The sequence below is a fragment of the Acidocella sp. genome, assembly GCF_013044125.1.
Taxonomy (GTDB): Bacteria; Pseudomonadota; Alphaproteobacteria; order Acetobacterales; family Acetobacteraceae; genus Acidocella.
Genome location: NZ_JABEVC010000221.1, coordinates 1 through 22,663 on the forward strand (window position 1 = coordinate 1; position 22,663 = coordinate 22,663).

Consider the following 22,663-nt stretch of genomic DNA (forward strand, 5'->3'; position numbering starts at 1 on the left):
CAAAGAAGCCTGGAATTTCATCGCCAATGACGCAGCTCGAATTACCTCAATCGGAACCAGAGACTGGGCATGCGTCAATCTTTAGGGCTGCTGGTATAACACAACGTCACCCGCGGCTAGCGCGTTCCCCGCACACGCGGGGATGAACCGTAAAATAACGATTGAAGAATTGCTAAAAATACGCGTTCCCCGCACACGCGGGGATGAACCGAGCTGCGGCACGGTAAGGGCGACGTGTATAACGCGTTCCCCGCACACGCGGGGATGAACCGTGTTGATATTCGGGTCATTGCGTACATATCTGGCGTTCCCCGCACACGCGGTGCCGATCCTGTTGGTTGGCGAAGCCGCGCCGGGTATCCGGACTGCTTTTGTCGGGTTTCAGGAGTTTTTGTTCAACCGGGATGCGCGGGAGGGATCATCACATCCATGATGCCGGGTTTTTCGGCAGCCGCATTTCATCGTCGATAACGCGGACCTGATGGGGGAGCGTGCCGGACCATTTATAAAAGACGAGGTTGCGGTCCCGCTCAATCGCGCCAGGGGCGAAGCTGGGGACGATAATAGCGGCGGTGCCCTGGGCGATAAGCTGCTTTGCCAGCGCCCAGCTTGGCGGCGTTTTGCCGCGGGAAGCAATATCTTCCCAGGCGCATGAAAGCGCCGCAGGGGTGAGCCCAAAGCCCGCCAGCGTTTCCGGGTCGGTCAGGTCGGCAACGTCGTCGCAGTCAATCTCATACGCGCAGATCGTCAGCGGCTGGACCTTAAAGGCAAAGCCTTGCTGGGCTTCAAGCCAGGCGGTTTCCATCCGCAGAGAGGTATAGAGTGTGGGCAGGCCGGTTGGGTTAAACCGGCCGCCGTAGCGGGCGGCGCCATCCCCGGAAAGAGGAGAAAAAGCCCAGCGCGGGTTATGGGCGCGGAAAACCGTGCCGCGAAACCTCAAGCGTAACCGCCAACGGTAATCCGATCCAGATAGCGCTTCACCGCCTCGGCCCGGCCTTCCTTGACCAGGGACTCGGCGGTTTGGTCACCAAAGGAGGGGAGGGGCTGCGAGCGATACCAGGCAAACGCCTGCTGCGGAGAGCCAGCCCAAGGCCGCACGCGGTTCAGGATTTCGACAATATCGCGCAGCCGGGCCTGGGTGGCATGCGTACCAACTCGGGCGGCTTTCGTGACAGCATCGCGAGACAGGCCAACGGCAACGGCAAGCTCAGCGCGGGTGATATGCAGCATGTCGCTCAACTGATCCGCCGCGATAAAGCCGGTTTGGCCAGCGGTTTCACTGAGAAAAGATGTGTCAGACATAATTTTGCCCTATATATTGCCTCATAGTGGGGCAATATATAGGGCATTGTGCGGATTTTAACAATAGAGCAGTTGACGCACTACAGGCGCCTGGACGCACGAAAAAATCAGAACGGTTGATTAATGATAGAGCGATTTTTCCACAAATTCTTTCGCGGACCGTAGTTTTTCTAAGATTTTCTGTGTCAAATCAATGCTTTATATTTTGACGCGCCGGACTCAAAATCCGGTTCTGGTGACAGAGTGCCGGTTCGATTCCGGCCGCCCGCACCATTTCTTTGAAAATTCACGAGTCCAGCATCGCGCAATGGCGGCAATGCGGGAATCGAATGGCTGGCGGCAATCCGTGCTGGTCACCAAAGCTGGTGGACGTTGCAAAATGGCTGGTTGCGGCATAGCGTTGCGCGGCAACGTAGGCGCGTAATGAACCGGCAACAGCAGGTGGGCGATCGCGAACATGTCTAAACGTATTCGTATTTTTGTGGCCGTTTTTTTTGCCATACTGCTCATTGGCGGCGCTGTTTTTTATTTTTTGCGAGATAACGCCAGGACAGATAAACTAACCCTTTACGGTAACGTTGACATCCGCGAGGTTGAAGCCGCGTTCAATGATAACGGATTTGTCACGAAGTTGTTGGTGCAGGAAGGGGATCAGGTTCACAAGGGTGAGTTAATCGCGCTAATGGACGACCAGCGTTATGCGGCATCTCTGGCAGCGGCGCAGGCGCAGGCGGCAAACCAGAAGCAGATTCTGGCGGCGCTGCTGGCGGGTACGCGCCCGGAACAGATCGTGCAGGCCAAAGCGCAGATGGACGCGCTTGAGCCGGTGTATCAGAATGATGCCGCCAACTATCAGCGCTATGCCGCCCTGGTGCTGAGCAGTGCCGCCAGCCGCCAGCAGCGTGATGACGCCAAGGCCGCGTATGACAACGCCAAACAGAATTATGAAGCCGCCAAGCAAGCCTATATCCTGGCGGTGAAAGGCCCGCGCCAGGAGGACATCGCCGCCGCCCAGGCCGCTTTTGATGCCGCGCAAGCGCAGGCCACTCTTGCCGCCGTGGAATTTGCCGACACAAAACTCTACGCCCCCGCCGATGGTATTATCGAAGAACGGATTCTGGAACCCGGTGACATGGCCACCCCGCAAACGCCGGTCTACACCATTGCGTTGACCAACCCGCTCTGGGTGCGCGCCTATGTGCCGGAAACCTCGCTGGGCAAAATCATCCCCGGCATGGCGGCGGACATCACCACGGATTCCTATCCGGGCAAGGTTTATCACGGCTGGGCCGGCTATCTCTCGCCCACGGCGGAGTTTACGCCCAAGAATGTGGAGACGCCGGATCTGCGCGCCGAGTTGGTATACCAGCTGCGCGTCTATGTCTGCGACGCGCATAATCAGCTCCGCCTGGGCATGCCCGCGACCGTCACGCTCAATCTAACCCACACCGCAGCGGCCAATGCGCCGCGCGGCCCGGCTGTGTGTGGCGGCGATGCCGCCGGAAACTGACGCCGCGCCGCTGGTTCTGGAGCAGCTCACGCGGCGCTTCAAAATTGGCAAACGCGTCGTGGTCGCGCTGGACGCGGTCAGCGCCACCACAGCGCCAGGGCTGGTTATCGGGCTGATCGGCCCGGATGGTGCGGGCAAGACCACGTTGATGCGCCTGATCGCCGGGCTGCTGCGCGCCGATTCCGGCAACATCCGCGTGTTCGGCACCGATGTGGCCGCCGATCCGCTCAAAGTGCAGGGCATGATTGCGTATATGCCGCAGCGTTTCGGCCTTTATGAAGACCTGAGCGTGCAGGAAAACCTCGATCTCTATGCCGATCTGCAAGGTGTTGCGCCGGAGGCCCGCGCCGCGCGCTACGCGGAGCTACTGCATATGACCGGGCTGGCGGCGTTCACCACGCGGCTCGCGGGCAAGCTCTCCGGTGGGATGAAGCAGAAGCTCGGCCTCGCCTGCACGCTCATCCAGCCGCCGCGCCTGCTGCTGCTCGACGAGCCGACCGTCGGGGTCGATCCGGTCTCCCGGCGCGAACTCTGGGCGATCGTGGATCATCTGGTGCGCGGCCAGGGCATGAGCGTGCTACTCTCCACCGCCTATCTCGATGAGGCCGAGCGCTGCGACGAGGTGCTGCTGCTGCATGAGGGTAAGTTGATCGGCGCGGGAAAGCCATCGCAATTCACCCAGGCGATGGCCGGGCGCAGTTTCCAGGTGCGCGCGGCCAACATATCCAAACGTGCGCTCCAGGGCGCATTATCGCGCCTCCCTGGCGTCACCGACGCAATCATCCAGGGCGAGGCGGTGCGGATGGTGCTTGATGCCGGTATAAATCCTGGGATTGTGGGCGAATCCGGCCAAGCGGATGCCGTCATCACGCCGGTGCCGCCGCGTTTTGAGGACCGGTTCATCGATTTGCTGAAAGCCAAGGCGGCAGCCATGGCAATTGAACCGGCACCGTCCGCCAAGCCGCCCGCAGCGGCCCGCGCGCCTGCAGCGCAACCCGGCACGGAGATTGAGGTTTCGCATCTGCTCAAGCGGTTCGGCGATTTCTGTGCGGTTGATGACATCAGCTTCACCGTCGCGCGCGGTGAGATATTCGGCCTGCTCGGGGCCAATGGCGCGGGTAAATCCACCACCTTTCGCATGTTGTGCGGCCTGCTGCCCGCCACCTCGGGCAGCTTGCAGGTCGGCAGCTTCAACCTGCGCACCGCCGCCGCCACGGCGCGCGGCCGGCTTGGCTACATGGCGCAAAAATTCTCGCTCTATGGCGATCTCTCGGTGTTGCAAAATCTGCGTTTCTTCAGCGCCGCCTACGGGCTGACCGGTGCGAAGCGCAATGCGCGCATCGACTGGGCGCTGCGCGAATTCGAGCTGGCCCCGATGCGCGATGCCACCAGCCGCGACCTGCCGCTCGGCTTCAAGCAGCGCATGGCCCTGGCCTGCGCGCTGATGCACGAGCCCGATGTACTGTTTCTCGATGAACCCACCTCCGGCGTGGACCCGCTGGCGCGGCGCGAATTCTGGCAGCGCATCAACGCGCTTGCCGATTCCGGGGTCACGGTTCTGGTCACCACGCATTTCATGGACGAGGCGGAGTATTGCGACCGCCTGGTGATTATGGGGCAAGGGAAAGTTCTGGCGGAAGGGACTTCGGAGTCCTTAAAATCCGCCTGCCGGGATGCGACCCACCCAGACCCAAGCATGGAAGACGCCTTCGTGGCGCTGATCGAGGCGGATAGCGCCCGCAGCGCGGCGCAAGTGAGGGCGGCATGAAGGCCGGAATATGGATGCGCCTGCGCGGGCTGATCCGTAAGGAGAGCCTGCAAATCCTGCGCGATCCGTCCTCCATCGCCATCGCCTTTCTGCTTCCCGCCATGTTGCTGCTGCTGTTTGGCTATGGCGTCTCGCTTGATGCCAAACATGTGGCGCTCGGCATTGTGGTGGAACAACCCAGCGCCGCCGCCGCCAGCTTTACCGCGCAGTTTTCCAACTCGCCTTATTTCGCGCCACAGAGTTTCCCGAATGCCGCCGCCGCGCAAACCGCCCTCTCGCACGAGACGATCGACGGCTTCGTCTGGCTGCGCAGTGATTTCGCCCGCCGCGTTGCCGCCGGGCAGGACCCGGATATCGGCGTCTATGTCGATGGCATCAACGCCAACAACGCCCGCCTCATCGAAAACTATGTGCAACAAAGCTGGGCGGACTGGATCACCTCGCAGGCTGATCTGGCCGGCGCCTCTAACCCGGTGCCAATCAACGTGGAGCCCCGCATCTGGTTCAACCCGGCGGTTAGCAGCCGTGATTATCTGGTGCCCGGGCTGATCGCCGTGATCATGACCCTCACCGGCGCGCTGCTCACCGCATTGGTGATCGCGCGCGAGTGGGAGCGCGGCACGATGGAAGCGCTGATGGTCACGCGCGTCAGCATGCACGAAATCCTGATCTCCAAGGTGGTGCCGTATTTTCTGCTCGGCATGGGCGGCATGGCGGTATCCGTGACCATCGCGGTGTTTCTCTTCGGCGTGCCGCTGCTCGGCTCGCTGCTGGTGCTCACCCTGGCCGCCAGCCTGTTCATGCTCGCCTCGCTGGGCATGGGACTGCTGATCTCAACCATTGCCAAAAACCAGTTTGTCGCGGGGCAGATCGCGATCATTACAACCTTCCTGCCAGCCTTCATCCTCTCCGGCTTCATTTTTGATATTGGCAGCATGCCGGCGCCGATTCAGGTGATCACCCATATCGTCGCCGCGCGGTATTTCGTCTCCATCCTGCAAAGCCTGTTTCTCGCGGGCACGGTCTGGCCGGTCATCCTGCCAAATCTGCTGGCCTTGCTGCTCATGGCTGTCTTTTTTCTTGGCGCGGCACGGCTGGCCGCGCGCAAGCGGCTGGACTGACTAATGCTGCACCGTATTCTCGCTCTCATCATCAAGGAATTTCTCGCCATTTTGCGGGATGCCAAAAGCCGCATGGTGCTCATCGGTCCGCCTTTGATCCAGTTGGTCGTGTTCGGCTACGCCGCGAGTTTTGATCTCAACCATGTGCCCTTCGCGGTGTATGACCAGGACCGCAGCGTTGCCGCGCAGGACCTGGTGGCGCATTTCACCGGCTCGCCGGCCTTCACAGAAGTCGCCTCGCTCAAGAGTGATCATGAGATAAAATCCCTGATCAATTCACGCCAGGTCGAAATGGTGCTGGTTATCGACCCGCGCTTCAGCCGCGACCTGCTGACCGGAAAGGCCGCGCCCGTGCAGGTCATTGTCGATGGCCGCAACTCCAACACGGCGCTGCTCATTCTCGGCTATGCCAATGCGGTCATCACCGCGTACAGCCAACGCTGGGCCGCCACGCATGGCCTGCCATCGCCCCCGGCGCAGCTGGACCCGCGGGCGCTGTTCAACCCCAATCTGGATTCCCATTGGTTCATCATTCCAGGCATCGTCGCGCTGCTCACCCAGGTTGTCACCCTGCTGGTGGTGGGGCTTTCCGTGGCGCGCGAGCGCGAGGCGGGCACGTTTGACCAGATATTGGTCACACCCATGCGCCCGCTCGATATTCTGCTCGGCAAATCCATCCCCGGCCTGATTATCGGGCTGGCCGAAGGCAGCGTCATCATCCTGGCCACGGTGTTCTGGTTCAAGGTGCCGCTGCATGGCGGGCTGGCGCCGCTTTACCTTGGATTACTGCTGTTCGTATTCTCCGTCACCGGCATCGGGCTGATGATCTCGTCACTGGCAGCGACACAGCAGCAGGCCCTGCTCGGCGCATTCCTCTTCATGGTGCCGTCGATCATCCTCTCCGGCTTCGCCACGCCGATTTCCAACATGCCGGTGATCGTCCAGGACCTCACCTGGATCAACCCGATGCGCTACGCCTTGGTCATCATCCGCCGCAGCTTTCTGGAACACCCGAGCTTTACCTCGCTGCTGCCGCAATACCTGCCGATGGCGGCGCTGGCACTGGTCAGTCTGGCCGCCGCCGGGTGGCTGTTCAGAAAGCGCGCGGTGTAATCTCATCTGCCTGCGCGCTCGCGCCCGATCGCTTTCGGCTCGCTTGGTTGAGCGAACCTCAAACGATCGCACTCTCATGCGGGAAAAAATACCTCAACCCGCAACCCGGAAGGCTTTCGCGTGCCGGCATACCCCAGCGTGATCTGCGCGCCGCTCCGCCCGGCGATTGTTTTAACAATCGAGAGCCCCAGGCCGGCGCCCTCCGCGCGGTTGCCAGGAAGCCGGTAGAACGGATCGAACACGCGCTCATGATATTCTGGCGCGATTCCCGGTCCCTCATCATCAACGCGCACCACCGTCCCAGCCTGGTCCTGGCGCACCAGTATGTCGATCCGGCCGTTCACGGGCGAATGCTGGATCGCATTTTCCACGAGATTCTTGAACATTGTCTTCAGCTCCGCGGGAGCCGCGCGCACGCGGCTGCCCGGCGCGCCGCTCACCCCAAGGTCCAGCGCTTTCGCTTCCGCAAGCGGCATCAGCTCCTCCAGGATTTCGCGCAGAACCGGCAGCAACGCCATCGGCCCGGCCGCCGCCATCGGCACTTCCTGCGCGCGCGCGAGGGCGAGCAGTTGTTCCAGCAGGTTGCGCCCCCGCTTGATTCCCCCGCGCAGCGCCGCCAGCCGTTCCCTGGCCAGCGGCGGCAGGCCGGTTGCCTCCAGCTGCTCGGCCTGCAACGACAGGGCGGTGAGCGGTGAGCGCAGCTCGTGCGCGGCATCCGCCACGAAACGGCGTTGCACGGCCACCGATTGCGCGACGCGCGCCAGCAGGCGGTTGATCGCGACGGCAAACGGGCGGATCTCCGATGGCATCGGCGTATCGGGGAGCGGCTGCAAATCATCCTCGCCCCGTCCATCCAGCTCCGCCGCGAGTTTTTTCAGCGGCCTCAGCGTCTTGCGCACCAGCGCCGCCAACGTGAGCACGAGCAGCGGGATCAGCAGCAGAACCGGGATGACGCCGCGGATCGCGCTGTTGATCGCGATTTCGTCGCGCATGGCGGTTTGCTGTGCGACGGCGATGCGTGTTCCAGATGCCAGTGTCCGCACATACACCCGCCAGGTAACGCCGCCCTCCGTGGCGGTCTGCATTCCATCGGGGAGATTGGCGGGCAGTCCCGTTGCCTCCGGCGCGGCGTGCTGCCGCAGAAGCTGCACGATGACCCGCGCCTCGGGGTCTATATCCGCCACCCCATGGTTTGAGACGCCAAGCGCCAGCGGCAGGTTTTGCCGGAAGATCAAAGCCGCGACCTCGCGCAGCTGATTATCCTGCAGCTCGATGGCATCCTGGAACGCCAGCACGAAGGAAACCGCGCCCGAGATGAGCGCCATCGCCGCGATCAGCAGCGAGAGCGAGGCCGAAAGCCGGAACTGCAGCGATTGTCTCATGCTTCTCTGGAAACCATCCACCCCACGCCTCTTATGTTTTTGATCGCGTCGCGGCCCAGTTTTTTGCGCAGCGCATGGATCAGAAATTCCACCGCATTGCTTTCCACCTCTTCGCCCCAGCCATAGAGCCTGTCTTCAAGTTCGCCGCGCGAGAGGATGGCGCCAGGGCGGATCAACAAGGCTTCCAGGAGCGCGAATTCACGGGCGGAGAGCCGCGTGGTCACACCGTCGCGGGTTATTTCACGTGTCGCGGGGTTCAACGCCAGGCTGCCGTTAGAGAGCAATGGCCCGCCCGCGCCGCCCTTGCGCCGGATCACCGCCCGCATGCGCGCCAGCAGCTCCGCCATCTCGAACGGTTTCACGATATAGTCATCGGCCCCGCCATCGAGGCCGCTGATGCGCTCCTCCACGGCGTCCCTGGCGGTGACGATGAGGATGGGAACCGGGTTTCGCCGCGCGCGGAGGGCGCGCAGCACCTGCATTCCATCCTTGCCGGGCAAACCCAGGTCCAGCAGCACCACGCCGTATTCCTGGCTTCGCGCGCTCTCCAGGGCGATGGTGCCCTCGCGCACCCAGTCAACCGCATAGGCCGCATCCCGCAGGGCCTGAGAGAGCGCGGCGCCGATCATCTGGTCGTCCTCAACCAGCAAAACCCGCATCACCGGCCCCTTTTGCGCGCAACCGCGCTAAATACCGGGGCGAGTGTAGCGCGCGGGCCTGGCCTGCGATAGCCAGCCCCCCGGCGTTATTTCTCGACGAACGCCTTCTCGATGACAAACTCGCCCGCGCCGTGGTGGCTGCCCTCATGGAAGCCCTGTGCCAGCAAGAACTGGTTCAGATCGTTCAGCATATGCGGGCTGCCGCACAACATCACGCGGTCGCTCTGCGCGTTCAGGCGCGGTAGGCCGAGGTCAGCCTCCAGCTTGCCGGTTTCCAGCAGCGTGGTGATGCGTCCCATGTTGCGGAACGGCTCGCGCGTCACGGTCGGGTAATACAGCAGCTTGTCCGCCACCAGCTCGCCGAAGAACTCGTGTTCGCGCAGGCTGTTGACGATCATCTCGCCGTAGCCGAGTTCGGGGATGGTGCGGCAGCCGTGCACCAGCACCACATGCTCGTAGCGCTCATAGGTGTCGGGGTCTTTGATGATGCTGACGAACGGCGCCAGCCCGGTGCCGGTGCCCAGCAGATACAGCGTTTTGCCGGGGAGCAGGTTATCCTGGATCAGCGTGCCGGTCGGCTTGCCGCCCACCAGAACCTCATCGCCCACGGCCAGCTTCTGCAAATGCGAGGTCAGCGGCCCATCCGGCACCTTGATGGAGAAGAACTCAAGCTGTTCCTCGTGGTTGGCGTTGCACATCGAGTAGGCGCGCAGCAGCGGGCGGCCATTTACCTTCAGGCCGATCATGGTGAACTGCCCGCTGATGAAGCGAAAGCCCGGATCGCGCGTCGCGGTGAAGCTGAAGAGCGTGTCAGTCCAGTGCCGGACGGTCAGCACCGTCTCGGTATACATCGTCGCCAATATACTGCTCCTAGAGAAATCGTTGGCCGTGACTTAGACGGGAAGGGGCCAAATGTTAACCGCTCTTTTGGGCATTCCAGCCCGTCGCGTGGAGAGGTTATCCCTCGATTCCGGCCTTAAAACGGGGGTTGGAGGATGAAATTGGCTTTTTCGCAGCCTTTACGCTAAATCTCTCTCTGTTCAGGAGCGGGTGAGAAAATGCAAGCTGCGGCGTTTTTGGAAATTGAGCGTGATCTTCTTGCCGGGGTGATCCGCCAGCAACCGGAATTTACCGTTTTTAAGGGAATTAGCGTCCCGTTGCCGTCCCAGCCCTGCGCGCATCAAGCCCTCGCGGGCCTGTATCTGCGCCATGCGCTGGAGAGCGCCTGGTTCACCGCGCGCGGCATTGCCCCGGCCCTGGCCTCGCTCGCCGCTGCCCGCGCCGCCGCCCAGTTCATCATGGCCGAGGCCGAGGCGCTGGCCCCGGCCGAGCGCGCCGCGCTGCCCGCCTGGGTACACCCCATGGCGGCCGATGTGGCTCCCGGCGCCGAGGTTCTGGCCGCCCATTTCCCCGCCACCGCGGCGCAGATTGCCCTCATCCGCCGCATCTGGCCGCTGCTGGGCACCGCCGAGGGGCTGATGGAGACCGGCGGCGACATTCGCCTGGCGCGTGACCCGCGCAGCGCCCTCAACGGCTACGGTTGCAGCCACCGCCCGCGCCCCTGGGCGATCACCTTCGCGTCCTCCACCGCCTCCTCCTCCTCCGAGCGCGGCTACACCGCGGCTGACCGCGCCCGCCTGCGCGCCACGCTGGCGCTGTTGCGCGGCACCACCAGCCGCAACGCGGTGCGCCAATCGCTCAATGCGGTGCGCCGCGGCATTGCCAAGGTTTTTGGCCTGCGTCCAGACGAGCAGATCATCCTCGCCGCCTCGGGCACCGACACTGAATTGCTCGCCCTGGCGCTGACCCATCTCGCCGGCGCGGCGCAGCCGATCCTCAACATCCTCATCGCGCCTGAGGAAACCGGGCGCGGCGTGCCAATGGCCGCGCGCGGGCTGCATTTCGCGGTGGATACCGCCCTGGGTCATGATGTCACCTTTCAGGCCCCCGTCGCCGGGTTCCGGGCGGATACGGCGCTGGCCAACATCCCTCTGCGCGAGGCTGACGGCGCCCTGCGCGCGGCGGCCGCGGTGGAGGCAGAGACCGCCACGGTGATGGCAAACGCCATGGCGCAGGGGCAGCGGGTGATCCTGCATGTGCTGGATCTCTCCAAAACCGGGCTGCTCGCCCCGCGCCCGGCGTTTCTGGCGCAAATGCGTGCGCTGTACGGCGATGCGTTCGACATCGTGGTGGACGCCTGCCAGGCCCGGCTCTCGCCAGCCTCGGTGCGCGCCTATCTGGCGCTGGGCGCGGTGGTGCTCATCACCGGTTCCAAATTCTTCACAGGCCCTCCCTTCGCCGGCGCCGCCTTGCTGCCGGCGCCCATCGCCGCCCGGCTGGCCAGCGCGCGCCTTCCCGCCGGGCTGGACGCCTATTTCGGCCGTGACGACTTCCCCTCCCGCGCGCGCGCCGCAGCCAATTTGCCCCCGGTCGGCAATTACGGCCTGGCCCTGCGCTGGCACGCGGCCCTGGCCGAGATGCAGGCGCTGCTGCGCGTGGCCCCGGCCCAGCGCGCCGAAATTTTGGAGGGCTTTGGCCAGATCGTCCGCGCGGCGGTGGCCGCCCAACCCGCACTTGGCCTGCTCGGCACGCCAGAAATCCACCGAGGCCCGCAGGCTGAACCCTGGGAGCATCTGCCAAGTATTTTTACCTTCTCCCTGCGCGCCCCGCATGCGCCAGGCCGCTGCCTCACCCCGGCCGAGGCCCGCAATGTGTATCTCTGGCTGAACACTGACCTCTCGGCCCTGTTCCCGGCCGAGCAGCAGATCGCCGCGCGCATCTGCCATATCGGCCAGCCGGTGCCGCTGCCCCAGCCCGGCTGCGCGGAGCCGCAAGGCGCGCTGCGGGTTTCCGCCGGGGCGCGGCTGCTTTCGGGCGAGCCCTCGCACCGTGGCCTGGCCCGGGCGGCGCGGCTGCAGCGCGAATTCGCGGACCTCGCCGTGGTGTTCAGGAAGATAGACCTCATCTTGCACAACTGGGACCGGCTGAGCACGGCCAACCCGCAACCCTGCTACCGCCCGGCGCGCCACGCCGAGGCCGCCCCCCGGCGCGGCAGCCCGGTTGCTTAACGCGGGTTGCGCGGCCCGCCCGGCCGTGGCTGAATGGCGCCATGGTCAAACTCGATAAAATCTACACCCGCGGCGGCGACACCGGGGAAACCTCGCTTGGCGATGGCACCCGCGTCGCCAAATCCTCGGTGCGGGTCACCGCTTACGGCGAGGTCGACGAAGCCAACGCCGTGCTCGGTCTGGCCCGCCTGCATGCCACCCCGGCGAGCGATGCACTGCTCGCGCGCATCCAGAACGACTTGTTCGACCTCGGCGCCGATCTCTGCGTGCCGATCGAGGAGGCTCCCAAATACCCGCCGCTGCGCATCACTCAGCCGCAGGTGGACTGGCTGGAAGCCCAGATCGACAGCCTGAATGCCGGTCTGGCGCCGCTCAACTCCTTCATCCTGCCCGGCGGCACGCCCGCGGCGGCGTTTTTGCACCAGGCCCGCACCGTGGTCCGCCGCGCCGAGCGCGCCACGGTGCATCTGCTTTCCAGCCCGCACGAGGCCGTGAACCGGCTGGTCCTGGTCTATCTCAACCGCTTGTCAGACTTCTTGTTCGTGCTCTCGCGCGTGGAGAACGGCCAGGGCGCCGGGGATGTCCTCTGGGCGCCCGCCGCCAACCGCGACGGCTGATTTTTGCCGGCCAAGGTCTCCATCTTCGGCTGCGGCGTACAAAAGGGCGGCACCACCAGCCTGTTTGCCTATCTGCGCGAACATCCGGACCTCTGCGCCCCGGTGCAAAAGGAGCTGCATTTTTTCGACGATGAATCCCGTGACTGGTCCGCGCCCGCCTATACGGCGCTGGAGGCTCTCTTTCCCGCCAGTTCCGGCGCGCGGCAGCGGTTTGACATCACGCCCATCTACGGCTTCTGGCCGCCCGCCATCGCGCGCATCCATGCCTATAACCCGCAAGCCCGGCTGATTTATCTGTTCAGGGACCCCTTCGAGCGCGCCTGGTCTCACTGGTGCATGGAATATGCCCGCGGTTTTGAGACCTTGCCGTTTTCCGAGGCGATTCGGGCCGGCCGCGCCCGCCTGGCGGGGTTGCCGCCGCTGGCGCGCGCGCAGCGGATCCACACCTACATTGAACGCGGCTTCTACACCGGGCAGGTGCGGCGGGCGCTGCGCTATTTCCCGCGTGAACAGTTGTTGTTCCTGCGCTCGCAGGATCTGTTGCATGACCACGCCGGGGTGCTGTGCAAAATCGCTGGTTTTCTCGGCATCTCTCCCTTCGCCGCCACGGCGCCAAAGCGCGAACAGCCGTTTGAATTTACCCCGCCGGCCGTGCAGCCCGATGCCGCCGACCTGGATTACATCGCCGGGCTGCTGGGCGATGACATGCGGGCGTTCTCACAACTGACCGGGTTGGATGTTGCCGGCTGGCCGGTGACCCGGCGCCGGTTTGCCTCGGGCGCGGCTGCGGGAGTATGAGCGCGGCGCGTGATCAGGAGGCATGATTTTGGCTGATATTATCGACGGCAAGGCTTTTGCGGCCTCTCTGCGGGCGAGCATTGCGGCGGAGGTCTCGGGGCTTTCATTTCAGCCCGGCCTTGCGGTGGTGCTGGTGGGCGATGACCCGGCCTCAAAAGTCTACGTTGCCAACAAGGCCCGCCAGACGGTGGAGGCAGGCATGCGTTCCTTTGAGCACCGGTTGCCCGCTGACACCACGCAGGCCGGTCTGCTGGCGCTGGTGCAGCGCCTTAATGCCGATGCCGCGGTGCACGGCATCCTCGTGCAACTGCCGCTGCCCCGGCATCTGGACGCGGATGCGATCATCGCCGAGATTTCTCCTGCAAAGGATGTTGACGGCCTGACCGTGACCAACGCCGGGCTGCTGGCCAACGGCCTGCCGGGGCTGGTGCCCTGCACGCCGCTTGGCTGCATTCTGCTGCTGCGCGCGCGCCTGGGCGACATGGCCGGGCTGAATGCCGTGGTGGTCGGGCGCTCCAACCTTGTCGGCAAGCCGATCGCGCAGATGCTGCTTGCACAGAACTGCACAGTTACCATCGCGCATTCAAAAACCCGCAACCTGGCGGCCATTTGCCGCGGCGCGGATATTCTCATCGCCGCCGTTGGCCGGCCCGAGATGATCCGGGGTGACTGGATCAAACCCGGCGCCACCGTCATCGATGTCGGCATCAACCGCGTTCCCGCCGCAACGCTTGGCAAAACCAGGCTCGTCGGGGATGTCGCCTTTGCCGAAGCCGCCGGCGTGGCGGGTATTCTCACCCCGGTCCCCGGCGGGGTCGGGCCGATGACAATTGCCTGCCTGTTGAGAAATACCCTGACAGCCGCAAAACGAATTGAGACGTACGCGGGCCTCGCCACTGAAGTGTAGAGAAGGCTGGCATTTTCAACTTCCACGTCATAAGACGCGAATATGAAGCATAAGGTCTCAGCCAAACCGGCTCCGGAAAATCAAGCCTCTTCAAAGGCTAAGCCGCTCAAGACGGTACCGGCTGTGGAGCCTCATGCCACAGGCTCTGCGGCTGCTGCGGTCACGGAGAAAACTCTGGAGCAGGCGATCGGCGTGCAGGTCCGCATGTTGCGGCGGCGAATCGGTATCACGGTGGCCGAGCTTGCCACCGCTTCCGGTATTTCCGGGGGAATGCTCTCAAAAATCGAAAACGGGCAGATTTCTCCCTCGCTCGCCACGTTGCAAGCCCTGGCCCTGGCGCTGAACGTGCCGATCACCAATTTCTTCGCCTCCTTCGAGGAAAAGCGCGACTGCTCGTTCGTCAAGGCCGGTACAGGCGTGGTCATCGAGCGCCGCGGCACCAAGGCCGGGCACCAATACAGCCTGCTCGGCGCGGCCCTGGGCGGCACGCTCAGGGTCGAGCCATACCTTATCACTCTGCATAGGGATGCTGCATCCTACACGGCTTTTCAGCATGAGGGCACGGAGTTCATCTATATGCTGAGCGGTGAGGTGGTCTACCGCCATGGCGATCAGGCGTATCATCTCACCCCGGGCGATGCCCTGCTGTTCGACTCTGCCGCCCCGCACGGGCCGGAAAAACTGCTGACGCAGCCGATCAGCTATCTCTCCATCATCGCCTATACCCGCGAGACCACCTAAAAAAGCATAGTATAGGCCACGGACAAAACCATCGACCCAGTTAGCCATGCCGCCGCCGGCAGCATCTTCCTGCTGCGCGAGAAGCCCATCGCATAGCCCGCCTTCAGCAAATTATTGCTGCCGCTCGCGATCAGCACCGCGCTGACGATGGCCGCCCGGCCGACCTGGAATTTTCCGTCCAGCAGCGAGAAAATGAACGGATCGATATCGGAGAATCCGACCGCGAAGCTGAGCACATGCAGCCCGTTCACGCCGAAATTGCGGGTCACGAAATTGGTTACCGCCGCGAACACCACGAACAGCAGCGCGAACAGAAACGCCACGGGCAGATCCAACGGGTTTGCGCTTATAACGGCATGTTCCGGTCCCGCGCCATTTTTGGCGCGGCGCGCCAGCAGCCAGGCGATCGCCAGCGAAAGGGTAAACAGCGCGGCAAACGGCGGGGCCAGCGCACGGGCGGCGTCGGCATGGCCTAGCAGCAGGATCATCACCATCAGCCGGGCATACATCATGGCCGTGGCGATCAACACCGCCGCCGGGGCCAGCGCGGCCTGCCCGGGTTCCGCGCGCGCCGCGCGCGCCAGCACCACGGTGGCCGCGGTGGAGGAGTACATGCCGCCAAGCACCCCGGTCAGCAACGTGCCCGCGCGGGGGAACATGTAACGATGCGCCAGATACCCGAGGTAGGAGATACCCGAGATCACCAGCACCGCGGTCCACACCTTGGTATATGTAATGCCCGCCAGGCCCGGAATCACCGCCTGCGGCAGCAGCGGCAATATCAGCCCGGCGAGTATAAAGAACTTCGCCAGCGTCACACCTTCCTCGGCGGGGAAGGCATCGGAGAGCTTGCGGATCTCGGTTTGCTCGCCCAGCGCCAGCAGCATCACAATCACCAGCACAGCGGCCACCGCCAGCGGCGCCACCAGCACAAACGGCCCCAGCGCGTAGGCCAGCAGCGCGATCACCGTGGGCAGCAGCGCCGGGTCGCCCGCCTGCACACGCTTCCAGTATTCGAGCATCAGCAGCGCGCCCGCCACCACCAGCCCGGCGCAAAAGGGCACCACCGGTGCCACCACCCACAGCACATAGCCCAGTGCCGCCAGCAGGGTTATGGTGCGCGTGGTGCCAAAGCCCAGGGCCACCTGGGCGGCCAGCCCTTCGCCGCGCCGCCGGTAGGCATGCAGCTCCAGCCCAATGAGAAAGGCAAGCGCGATGGTGCCCAGAAACCCGCCGAGCAGCGGGGGAATCAATTCGCTCATGCGGCCCGCAACGCCGCCAGCCCCTGCTCCAGATCTTCGATCAGGTCATCCACGTTCTCCAGCCCGATCTGGAAGCGCGCCAGATTGCCCTCGAAATTGCCGGTTCCCTCGGTGCGCTTGATGGTCCCCGTGGTCGGCAGCACCAGGCTCTCATACCCGCCCCAACTCGCGCCGATGCCAAACAGTTGCAGCGCGTCGATCATCGCGACCACCGCTTCGGCGGAATAGGCGGGCTGGAACACCACGCCGAACAACCCGCAGGCGCCGGAGAAATCGCGCTTGAAAAACGTATGCCCTGGGCAGCCGGGCAGGGCGGGATGCAGCACACGCGCCACCTCGGGCCTGGCCGCGAACCAGTGCGCCACGCGCAGGCCCGCGGCCTCCTGCGCCTTGAGCCGCACATGCAGCGTGCGCAACCCGCGCAGCGCCAGCCAGCAATCATCGGGCGATGCGTAGGAGCCAAGCTCCAGCGCGCCCAGGCGCAGCCAGTGCCAGTCCTCGTCGCTGTTCACGCTCACCGCGCCGAGGATGATGTCAGAATGCCCGCCGGCATATTTTGTCAGCGCCTGGATGGAGACATCCACCCCATGGTTGAACGGCTGGAAATGGTGCAGCCCCCAGGTGTTATCCAGAAACACCTTGGCCCCGGCGGCGTGCGCCACGCGCGCCAGCATCGGAATATCCTGCACCTCGAAGGTGTGGCTGCCCGGGCTTTCGGTGAACAGCACGCGGGTGTTGGGCTGGAGCATGGCCCGCGCCGCCGTCTCGTCAACCATCGGGTCGTAATAGCTCGTGCTCACGCCGTAGCGCCGCAACACGCGCTCGCAGAAGGTGCGAGTCGGCCCGTAAACGGAGTCGGGCACCAATATATGATCCCCGGCACTCAGATACGCCAGCAGCGGCACGGTGATGGCGGCCAGCCCCGAGCCGACGACTTGGCAATGCGTGCCGCCCTCGATCCGCGCGATCATGCGCTCCAGCGCAAAATGCGTCTCATTGCCGCACAGGCCATATATATCAACCGGCTCCAGAATATGTTTGCCGGTCTCGAGCTTGGTTGCCATATCGGGGTAGAGCACGGTTGAGCCGCGCACCAGCTTGGGGTTCACGAAGCCGTAGGAACGTGTCGGGTTGCGCCCGTCATGCACCAGCGCTGTCTCAATCTTCTTTGTCATTCAAACCTCGACCGGCGTATCATCGCGCGCCCCCCATTCAGACCACGAACCATCATAAAGCGCGCCTTCCGGCAGGCCCGCAACCACCAGCCCCAGGGTGAGAACAGCGGCGGTGATGCCCGAGCCGCAACTGGTGATGACACCCTGCCCAGGCCCCACCCCGGCGGCGGCGAAAATTTCTCGTAAGCGGTGTGGCGCCAGCATATGCCCATTTTCGAGAAGAGTGCCGAACGGCAAGGATTTAGACCCCGGAATATGCCCGCCGCGCATGCCGGGGCGCGGCTCGGGCACCGAGGCATCAAACCGCCCGGCGGCGCGGGCATCCAGCACCAGGGCCGCATGGGTCTCAAGGTTGCGCCGCATGTCATCCAGCCCGCGCACCATGCTGCCCCTGTAGCCGGCGCTGAAGGCGCCCGGCGCGGCGGCGGCCGGCTCGCCGGCTTGCACGGGGTGGCCCGCCGCCACCCAGCCGGGCAACCCGCCATCGAGCACTGAAACATTGTCATGCCCGAACACGCGCAGCATCCACCACAGCCGCGCGGCGGAAAACAGCCCGCGCTGATCGTAGGCCACCACATGGTCCGCGTTGCTCACGCCCAACCCGGCCATGGCGGCGGCGAACGCAGCCGGTGCGGGCAGCATGTGCGCCAGCGCGGTGGCATGGTCGCAGACATCATCGAGATCGAAAAACCGCGCGCCGGGAATATGCCCGCTCAGGAACTGCGCGTGTGCGTCCTTGTTCTCATTGGGCAGATAGTAGGTTGCATCCAACACCCGTACGCCGGGCTTGCCCAGCGCGTCCGCCAGCCAGGCTGCCGTGACGAGCGGCGGCATCAACCGCGCGCGGCGGCGATGAGGGCGCGCACCCGCTCGGCGGCGGCCGCACCCTTCACCGCCTCACGCCAGGCAACCTCGGCCACGCGCTGGTGCGCGGCCACGGCATCCTCCGCACCGGTGATCATCGCCACGCCTGATTGCAGGCCCGGCGGCGCATCGGCCGGAAACGGGTTGATCGCGAGCGTCGCGCGCTCACGCGAGCGCAGCAACGTGAACGGCCCGTTCGGCTCGCCATGGGCCATCAACCCAAGCTGCAGGCCGATCGGCTCGCTCTCCATCAAATTCGCCACCAGCTCCATCTCGCGGGCGGCGGCTTCGCGCGCGGCCTGGCGCAACCGCTCGCTCACCACCATGCTGCCGGCGATGCCCTCGGCGAGGAATTTTTCAACCGAGGCGGGGGGAAGAATTCCGATGATCGAAGGCTTGCGCGCCGCGTACATGCGCTTGCGGGCCATCATCACGCCCAGCAACTGTTCGGCGGCGGCACGGGCGGCGGCGCGGTCAGCTCCCATGGCCTCCGCCTGCTCCTCGAATATCTGGGCCAGTACCGAATCGTACTGTTCAGATGAGATCAGGTAACAAACCGGACCGAACACCTGCAAAATCTGGTCGGAGGTTTCCTCAATCTGGCGAATACGCTCCATGTAGCCAACCGGCTTGGCGTAATACTCGACTCCGATGCCCAGCAGCGTGAGCGGGGAGATCTTCAGCAACTCGGCCAGCCGATTGACGGTATCGAGTTTAATGACCTCGCCCTTCTCGTAGCGGTAAAGTGCTGCCCGCGAGACACCCAGGCGGGCGGAAATTTCTTCCGCCTTCAATCCAGATTCCATCCGGTAAGCGCGCAATTGCTGACCAATTTCATTAAAACGCATTGTTGCTCCCCTTGTTCCAGCAATTCGCCGCTGTGCAGCGCCGCGATCGTGTCATCGGCTCTTGAGATGAACTGAAAAAGACATTTGCGCCACTAATACATGAACTGTCGAAAAATACAAAAAAATGTTACGAATCGTGAGAATTTTGTAGCCGGCTGACAAATGGCGCCGCTTGGTCAGGGGCGCGTTTTCGTGCATCAACTAAGGCCATGAAATCTGAACGAATTCTGTTGCTCGCGCTGGCGGTTTCCCTAGGCCTTGGGTGTTTCCTGATCCTTCGGCCGTTTCTTCCGGCCATGCTCTGGGCCGCGATCCTGGTTTATTGTCTCTGGCCGGTTTACATCGGGTTCAGCCGTTATGTGCGTCCCTCACTCTCGGCGTTTCTCATTACCCTGGCTGTGGCCACCGTGGTGCTGGTGCCGCTGGTGCATCTGGCGCTGGTCGTCGCCAAGGAGGCGCGCGCCGGGCGCGGTTGGGTGCAGGATGTGATCCTGAACGGCCTGCCGCCGGCCCCCGCGTTTCTGGCAAAAATTCCGCTGATGGGCAGCATCCTGACTGATTTTTGGAACAATTCGGCCGATGATCTGGGCGGCGCCGCGGCTTCGATGCAGCCGGTGCTGGGCACCGTGGCGCATTCGGGCATCCGGCTGCTGAGTGAGATTGCGCACGGGTTGATCGGCACGGTGGTGGCGCTGTTCATCTCTTATTTCTTTTTCCTGGCCGGGGAGCAGTTCATCATGCGCATCCGGCTGCTGTTGGTGCGCATTATCAATGAGAGCCGGGTGGAGCATCTCTTCGTTCTGGTCGCGGCGACGGTGCGCGGCGTGGTGTTCGGCATTTTGGGTACGGCGGCGATGCAAGGCATTCTCTATGCCATCGGCTTCGAGATTGCCCGCGTGCCGCAGGCGCTGCTGCTGGCCAGCCTCGCGGGGCTGGTCTCAATCGTCCCCGCCGGCGCGGTGATCGTTTATGTGCCGCTTTGCCTGTATCTTCTGGCTCAGGGGCACCCGGTCATCGCCATCATGCTGGCGGTCTATTGCTTCGTGGTCGTGGGCGGCGCGGATTCAATCGTCAGGCCTTGGCTAATCTCCAAGGGCGCCTCGCTGCCCTATGCTCTGACCCTGATCGGCGTGCTGGGCGGCGCGATTGCCTTTGGCGCGCTGGGGATTTTTCTGGGGCCCGTGCTGCTCGCGCTGGGGCTGGCCGTGGCGGAAGAGTTCGCCGGAGAGTCGCGCGGCGCCTGGCGGCAGCCGTGAGAGGGGTGTTAATTAAAAATTAACTAATTTGTGGCGTTGATGAACGCATGAATCAAAATGCGGTATCCCTGAATGGCGAATTCCTGGAGCCCTTATCGCTTGCAAAACACCGCGCCGCTGAAATCCTTGGCCGGAACGCAGAGGATGAGGTGGCGCTGCACTGGCGGCGCAAAGGGTTTGGCATTTTGGCGCAACGGCTGCGCACGGGCGCGGGGGAAATAGACCTCGTGGTGGCCAATGCGGAGGTGCTGGTGTTCGTTGAGGTGAAGGCGCGCAAAACCATGGCGGAGGCGGCTTACGCCGTTTCGCCAAGGCAGCAGGCGCGGCTGCTGGAGGCCGCCGGTGTGGCCCTGGCCGCACATGAGGGTTGGGAGCGGCCATGTACCCGTTTCGATGTCGCGTTGGTGTATCCGGGCGGCGTCTCGCACATTGAGGACGCCATTCGCTATAATTAATTAACTTGCGAAGGCGGCAAGCAGGCGGGCGTGTGCGCGGGTGCCGCGATGGAAGCAGGCCAGCTCAAATTTTTCGTTCGGGGAATGGATGCAGTCGTCATCCAGGCCAAAGCCGGCGAGCAGTGTTTCCAGCCCCAGATGAGTCTTGAAGGCCTCGACCACCGGTATTGAGGCGCCGCAGCCCACCAGCGCTGCCGGTTTGCCGAATTCAGCCGCCAGCGCCTCGCGGGCGGCGCGCATGAAGGGGGCGTTCAGGTCCATGGAGAATCCTGGTGCGGCGCCGAAGTGCCTGAATTCGGCTTTGGCGTCAGGGGGCAGGCGAGAGGTGATGAATGTCTCGAAATTTTTCACGATTTGCTGAGGGTTCTGCCCGGGGACGAGGCGGAAGGTGAGTTTGGCCGTCGCCTGGGCCGGGATGACGGTTTTGCTGCCCTCGCCCTGATAGCCGCCAAAAATGCCGTTGATGTCAGCGGTGGGGCGCGCCCAGAGCTGGGCCAGGGGAACTTGCTCCTGCTCACCGGCGGGGGTGTGCAGGCCCACACCACCCAGGAATTCCTGCGGGTCGAAGCCGAGCTGCGCCCAGGAGGCGACCAGCGCCTCGGGCACCGGGGATATGCCATCGTAAAAACCGGGGATCTGGATGCGGCCGGAGGCGTCGTGCAGATCGCCCAGGATGCGGGTCAGCGCATTGATGGGGTTGAGGGCAATGCCGCCGAACAGGCCGGAATGCAGGTCACGCGCGGGGCCCTTGATGGTGACCTCCACTGCCGCCAGGCCGCGCAGCGAGGTGGTGATGGCGGGGGTGGTGAAATCCCACATGTTGGTGTCCGCGACCAGGACGAAATCGGCCTTCAGGTTCTCGCGCTCCTTGGTGAGAAGCTCTGCCAGCGAGGGACTGCCGCATTCTTCTTCGCCTTCCAGCAGGATGGTCAGGCGGACCGGGAGCTTGCCGGTGACCGCCAGATGCGCGCGGCAGGCCTCCAGGAAGCTGACAACCTGGCCTTTGTCGTCCACCGCGCCGCGGGCGACGATGCGCTTGCCGCGCGGGCCGTCAACCAGCTGAGGGTCAAACGGATCGGAGTGCCAGAGATTCAGCGGGTCGGCGGGCTGGACGTCGTAATGGCCGTAGAAAAGCACATGCGGGGCGGCGGGGCCTGCGGTGTGATGGGTGGCGATGACGCCGGGCAGGCCCGAGGTCTCGGAGAGCCGGGCGGTAAAGCCCATTTCGGCCAGGGTGTCGCGCGCCCATTCGGCGGCCCGCCGGCAATCGCCCGCATGGGACGGCTGGGCGCTGATGCTGGGGATGCGCAGCAGGGCAAACAGGCGTTGCAGCGAGGTTTCGAGCGCGGAGTCGATGTGGGAGAGAATCTGTTCCATGGCTCTATTTGGGGTGCGGGGTGAGAAAAGATCAATGCGGCTTGATTTGCCGCAAAAACTCGCCGAAGAGCGCAGGCATGACCGAACTTTTGCTGTACAATACCCGGACCCGGACCAAAGAGGTTTTCAGGCCGATCGACCCCGGCAATGTGCGGGCGTATTTATGCGGACCGACGGTTTATGACCGCGCGCATATTGGCAATGCGCGCAATGTGGTGATTTTCGATGTGCTGATCCGGCTGCTGCGGCGGCTGTATCCGAAGGTGACGTATGTGAGGAACATCACCGACATCGACGATAAGATAAACACCCGGGCGCGTGAGCGGGGCTTGAGCATCGCACAGGTGACCGAGGGGCCGATCCGCTATTATCATGAGGACATGGGGGCGCTGTATGCGCTCCCCCCCGATATCGAGCCGCGGGCGACGGAGCATCTGGGC

Annotated in this window: 21 protein-coding genes and 1 pseudogene; 12 read left to right on the forward strand and 10 right to left on the reverse strand. The window is 63.9% G+C overall.

What is annotated here, in order from left to right; all coding sequences use genetic code 11:
• Window positions 1-421: 421 nt before the first annotated feature.
• Window positions 422-940 (reverse strand): RES family NAD+ phosphorylase, encoded by a 519-nt coding sequence (locus HKL97_RS13470; protein ID WP_291426236.1) that lies wholly within the window; start codon window positions 938-940, stop codon window positions 422-424.
• On the reverse strand, window positions 937-1,302 hold the full coding sequence (locus HKL97_RS13475) for an antitoxin Xre/MbcA/ParS toxin-binding domain-containing protein (RefSeq protein ID WP_291426238.1): 366 nt from the start codon (window positions 1,300-1,302) through the stop codon (window positions 937-939). The genes HKL97_RS13470 and HKL97_RS13475 overlap by 4 nt, the downstream gene beginning before the upstream one ends.
• Window positions 1,303-1,759: 457 nt before the next feature.
• Here HKL97_RS13475 and HKL97_RS13480 point away from each other — a divergent pair, with 457 nt between their 5' ends.
• Genes HKL97_RS13480 through HKL97_RS13495 form a run of 4 tightly spaced genes read left to right on the forward strand, consistent with a single transcriptional unit; the run spans window position 1,760 to window position 6,814 of the window.
• Window positions 1,760-2,812 carry an efflux RND transporter periplasmic adaptor subunit gene (locus tag HKL97_RS13480; protein ID WP_291426240.1) on the forward strand — a complete coding sequence of 351 codons (1,053 nt, stop codon included), beginning with the start codon at window positions 1,760-1,762 and terminating at the stop codon, window positions 2,810-2,812.
• On the forward strand, window positions 2,763-4,580 hold the full coding sequence (locus tag HKL97_RS13485; RefSeq protein ID WP_291426242.1) for an ATP-binding cassette domain-containing protein: 1,818 nt from the start codon (window positions 2,763-2,765) through the stop codon (window positions 4,578-4,580). The genes HKL97_RS13480 and HKL97_RS13485 overlap by 50 nt, the downstream gene beginning before the upstream one ends.
• On the forward strand, window positions 4,577-5,701 hold the full coding sequence (locus HKL97_RS13490) for an ABC transporter permease (protein ID WP_291426244.1): 1,125 nt from the start codon (window positions 4,577-4,579) through the stop codon (window positions 5,699-5,701). Before HKL97_RS13485 ends, HKL97_RS13490 begins: the two co-directional genes overlap by 4 nt.
• A gap of 3 nt (window positions 5,702-5,704) precedes the next feature.
• Complete coding sequence (locus HKL97_RS13495; RefSeq protein WP_291426246.1) at window positions 5,705-6,814, forward strand: ABC transporter permease; 1,110 nt, start codon at window positions 5,705-5,707, stop codon at window positions 6,812-6,814.
• Window positions 6,815-6,888: 74 nt separating this feature from the next.
• Here HKL97_RS13495 and HKL97_RS13500 read toward each other — a convergent pair whose 3' ends face one another.
• The 3 genes from HKL97_RS13500 to HKL97_RS13510 form a co-directional block, all read right to left on the reverse strand.
• Complete coding sequence (locus HKL97_RS13500) at window positions 6,889-8,196, reverse strand: ATP-binding protein (RefSeq protein ID WP_291426248.1); 1,308 nt, start codon at window positions 8,194-8,196, stop codon at window positions 6,889-6,891.
• Window positions 8,193-8,855 (reverse strand): response regulator transcription factor, encoded by a 663-nt coding sequence (locus HKL97_RS13505; protein WP_291426250.1) that lies wholly within the window; start codon window positions 8,853-8,855, stop codon window positions 8,193-8,195. Before HKL97_RS13505 ends, HKL97_RS13500 begins: the two co-directional genes overlap by 4 nt.
• Window positions 8,856-8,941: 86 nt before the next feature.
• Entirely contained in the window at window positions 8,942-9,706 is a 765-nt protein-coding gene (locus tag HKL97_RS13510; RefSeq protein ID WP_408821150.1) for a ferredoxin--NADP reductase, read from the reverse strand.
• 207 nt (window positions 9,707-9,913) lie between these two features.
• Here HKL97_RS13510 and HKL97_RS13515 point away from each other — a divergent pair, with 207 nt between their 5' ends.
• The 5 genes from HKL97_RS13515 to HKL97_RS13535 all read left to right on the forward strand — a co-directional run bounded on the left by HKL97_RS13515 (window position 9,914) and on the right by HKL97_RS13535 (window position 14,986).
• Window positions 9,914-11,923: a hypothetical protein gene (locus HKL97_RS13515; protein ID WP_291426254.1), complete on the forward strand. Its 2,010-nt coding sequence runs from the start codon at window positions 9,914-9,916 to the stop codon at window positions 11,921-11,923.
• Between the two features lie 41 nt (window positions 11,924-11,964).
• Window positions 11,965-12,540: a cob(I)yrinic acid a,c-diamide adenosyltransferase gene (locus HKL97_RS13520; protein WP_291426256.1), complete on the forward strand. Its 576-nt coding sequence runs from the start codon at window positions 11,965-11,967 to the stop codon at window positions 12,538-12,540.
• Between the two features lie 3 nt (window positions 12,541-12,543).
• Window positions 12,544-13,338: a sulfotransferase gene (locus HKL97_RS13525; RefSeq protein ID WP_291426258.1), complete on the forward strand. Its 795-nt coding sequence runs from the start codon at window positions 12,544-12,546 to the stop codon at window positions 13,336-13,338.
• A gap of 22 nt (window positions 13,339-13,360) precedes the next feature.
• On the forward strand, window positions 13,361-14,245 hold the full coding sequence (gene folD, locus HKL97_RS13530) for a bifunctional methylenetetrahydrofolate dehydrogenase/methenyltetrahydrofolate cyclohydrolase FolD (RefSeq protein ID WP_291426260.1): 885 nt from the start codon (window positions 13,361-13,363) through the stop codon (window positions 14,243-14,245).
• A 123-nt stretch (window positions 14,246-14,368) separates the two neighbouring features.
• Window positions 14,369-14,986, forward strand: a complete 618-nt coding sequence (locus HKL97_RS13535; protein ID WP_291426262.1) for a helix-turn-helix domain-containing protein — start codon at window positions 14,369-14,371, stop codon at window positions 14,984-14,986.
• Here the strand turns inward: HKL97_RS13535 and HKL97_RS13540 are convergent.
• Genes HKL97_RS13540 through HKL97_RS13555 form a run of 4 tightly spaced genes read right to left on the reverse strand, consistent with a single transcriptional unit; the run spans window position 14,983 to window position 19,135 of the window.
• Window positions 14,983-16,248, reverse strand: coding sequence for a DUF4010 domain-containing protein (locus tag HKL97_RS13540; protein WP_291426264.1), 1,266 nt, complete (start codon window positions 16,246-16,248; stop codon window positions 14,983-14,985). The two genes, HKL97_RS13535 and HKL97_RS13540, sit on opposite strands and share 4 nt — an antisense overlap.
• A complete protein-coding gene (metC, locus tag HKL97_RS13545) occupies window positions 16,245-17,423 on the reverse strand; it encodes a cystathionine beta-lyase (RefSeq protein WP_291426266.1) in 1,179 nt (392 codons plus the stop codon). Before metC ends, HKL97_RS13540 begins: the two co-directional genes overlap by 4 nt.
• Complete coding sequence (sseA, locus tag HKL97_RS13550; RefSeq protein WP_291426268.1) at window positions 17,424-18,257, reverse strand: 3-mercaptopyruvate sulfurtransferase; 834 nt, start codon at window positions 18,255-18,257, stop codon at window positions 17,424-17,426.
• Window positions 18,257-19,135: a helix-turn-helix domain-containing protein gene (locus HKL97_RS13555; protein ID WP_291426270.1), complete on the reverse strand. Its 879-nt coding sequence runs from the start codon at window positions 19,133-19,135 to the stop codon at window positions 18,257-18,259. The genes sseA and HKL97_RS13555 overlap by 1 nt, the downstream gene beginning before the upstream one ends.
• Before the next feature lie 209 nt (window positions 19,136-19,344).
• Between HKL97_RS13555 and HKL97_RS13560 the strand changes: the two genes are divergently transcribed.
• The gene (locus HKL97_RS13560; RefSeq protein WP_291426272.1) at window positions 19,345-20,391 is read left to right on the forward strand and encodes an AI-2E family transporter; all 1,047 of its coding nucleotides are present in this window, start codon (window positions 19,345-19,347) and stop codon (window positions 20,389-20,391) included.
• 47 nt (window positions 20,392-20,438) lie between these two features.
• Window positions 20,439-20,846, forward strand: a complete 408-nt coding sequence (locus HKL97_RS13565; protein WP_291426274.1) for a YraN family protein — start codon at window positions 20,439-20,441, stop codon at window positions 20,844-20,846.
• On the opposite strand, the gene HKL97_RS13570 is transcribed toward HKL97_RS13565, so the two are convergent.
• A complete protein-coding gene (locus HKL97_RS13570) occupies window positions 20,847-22,223 on the reverse strand; it encodes a dipeptidase (RefSeq protein ID WP_291426276.1) in 1,377 nt (458 codons plus the stop codon).
• Between the two features lie 77 nt (window positions 22,224-22,300).
• Here HKL97_RS13570 and HKL97_RS13575 point away from each other — a divergent pair.
• Window positions 22,301-22,663, forward strand: a pseudogene (locus HKL97_RS13575) (cysteine--tRNA ligase); the annotation flags it as partial.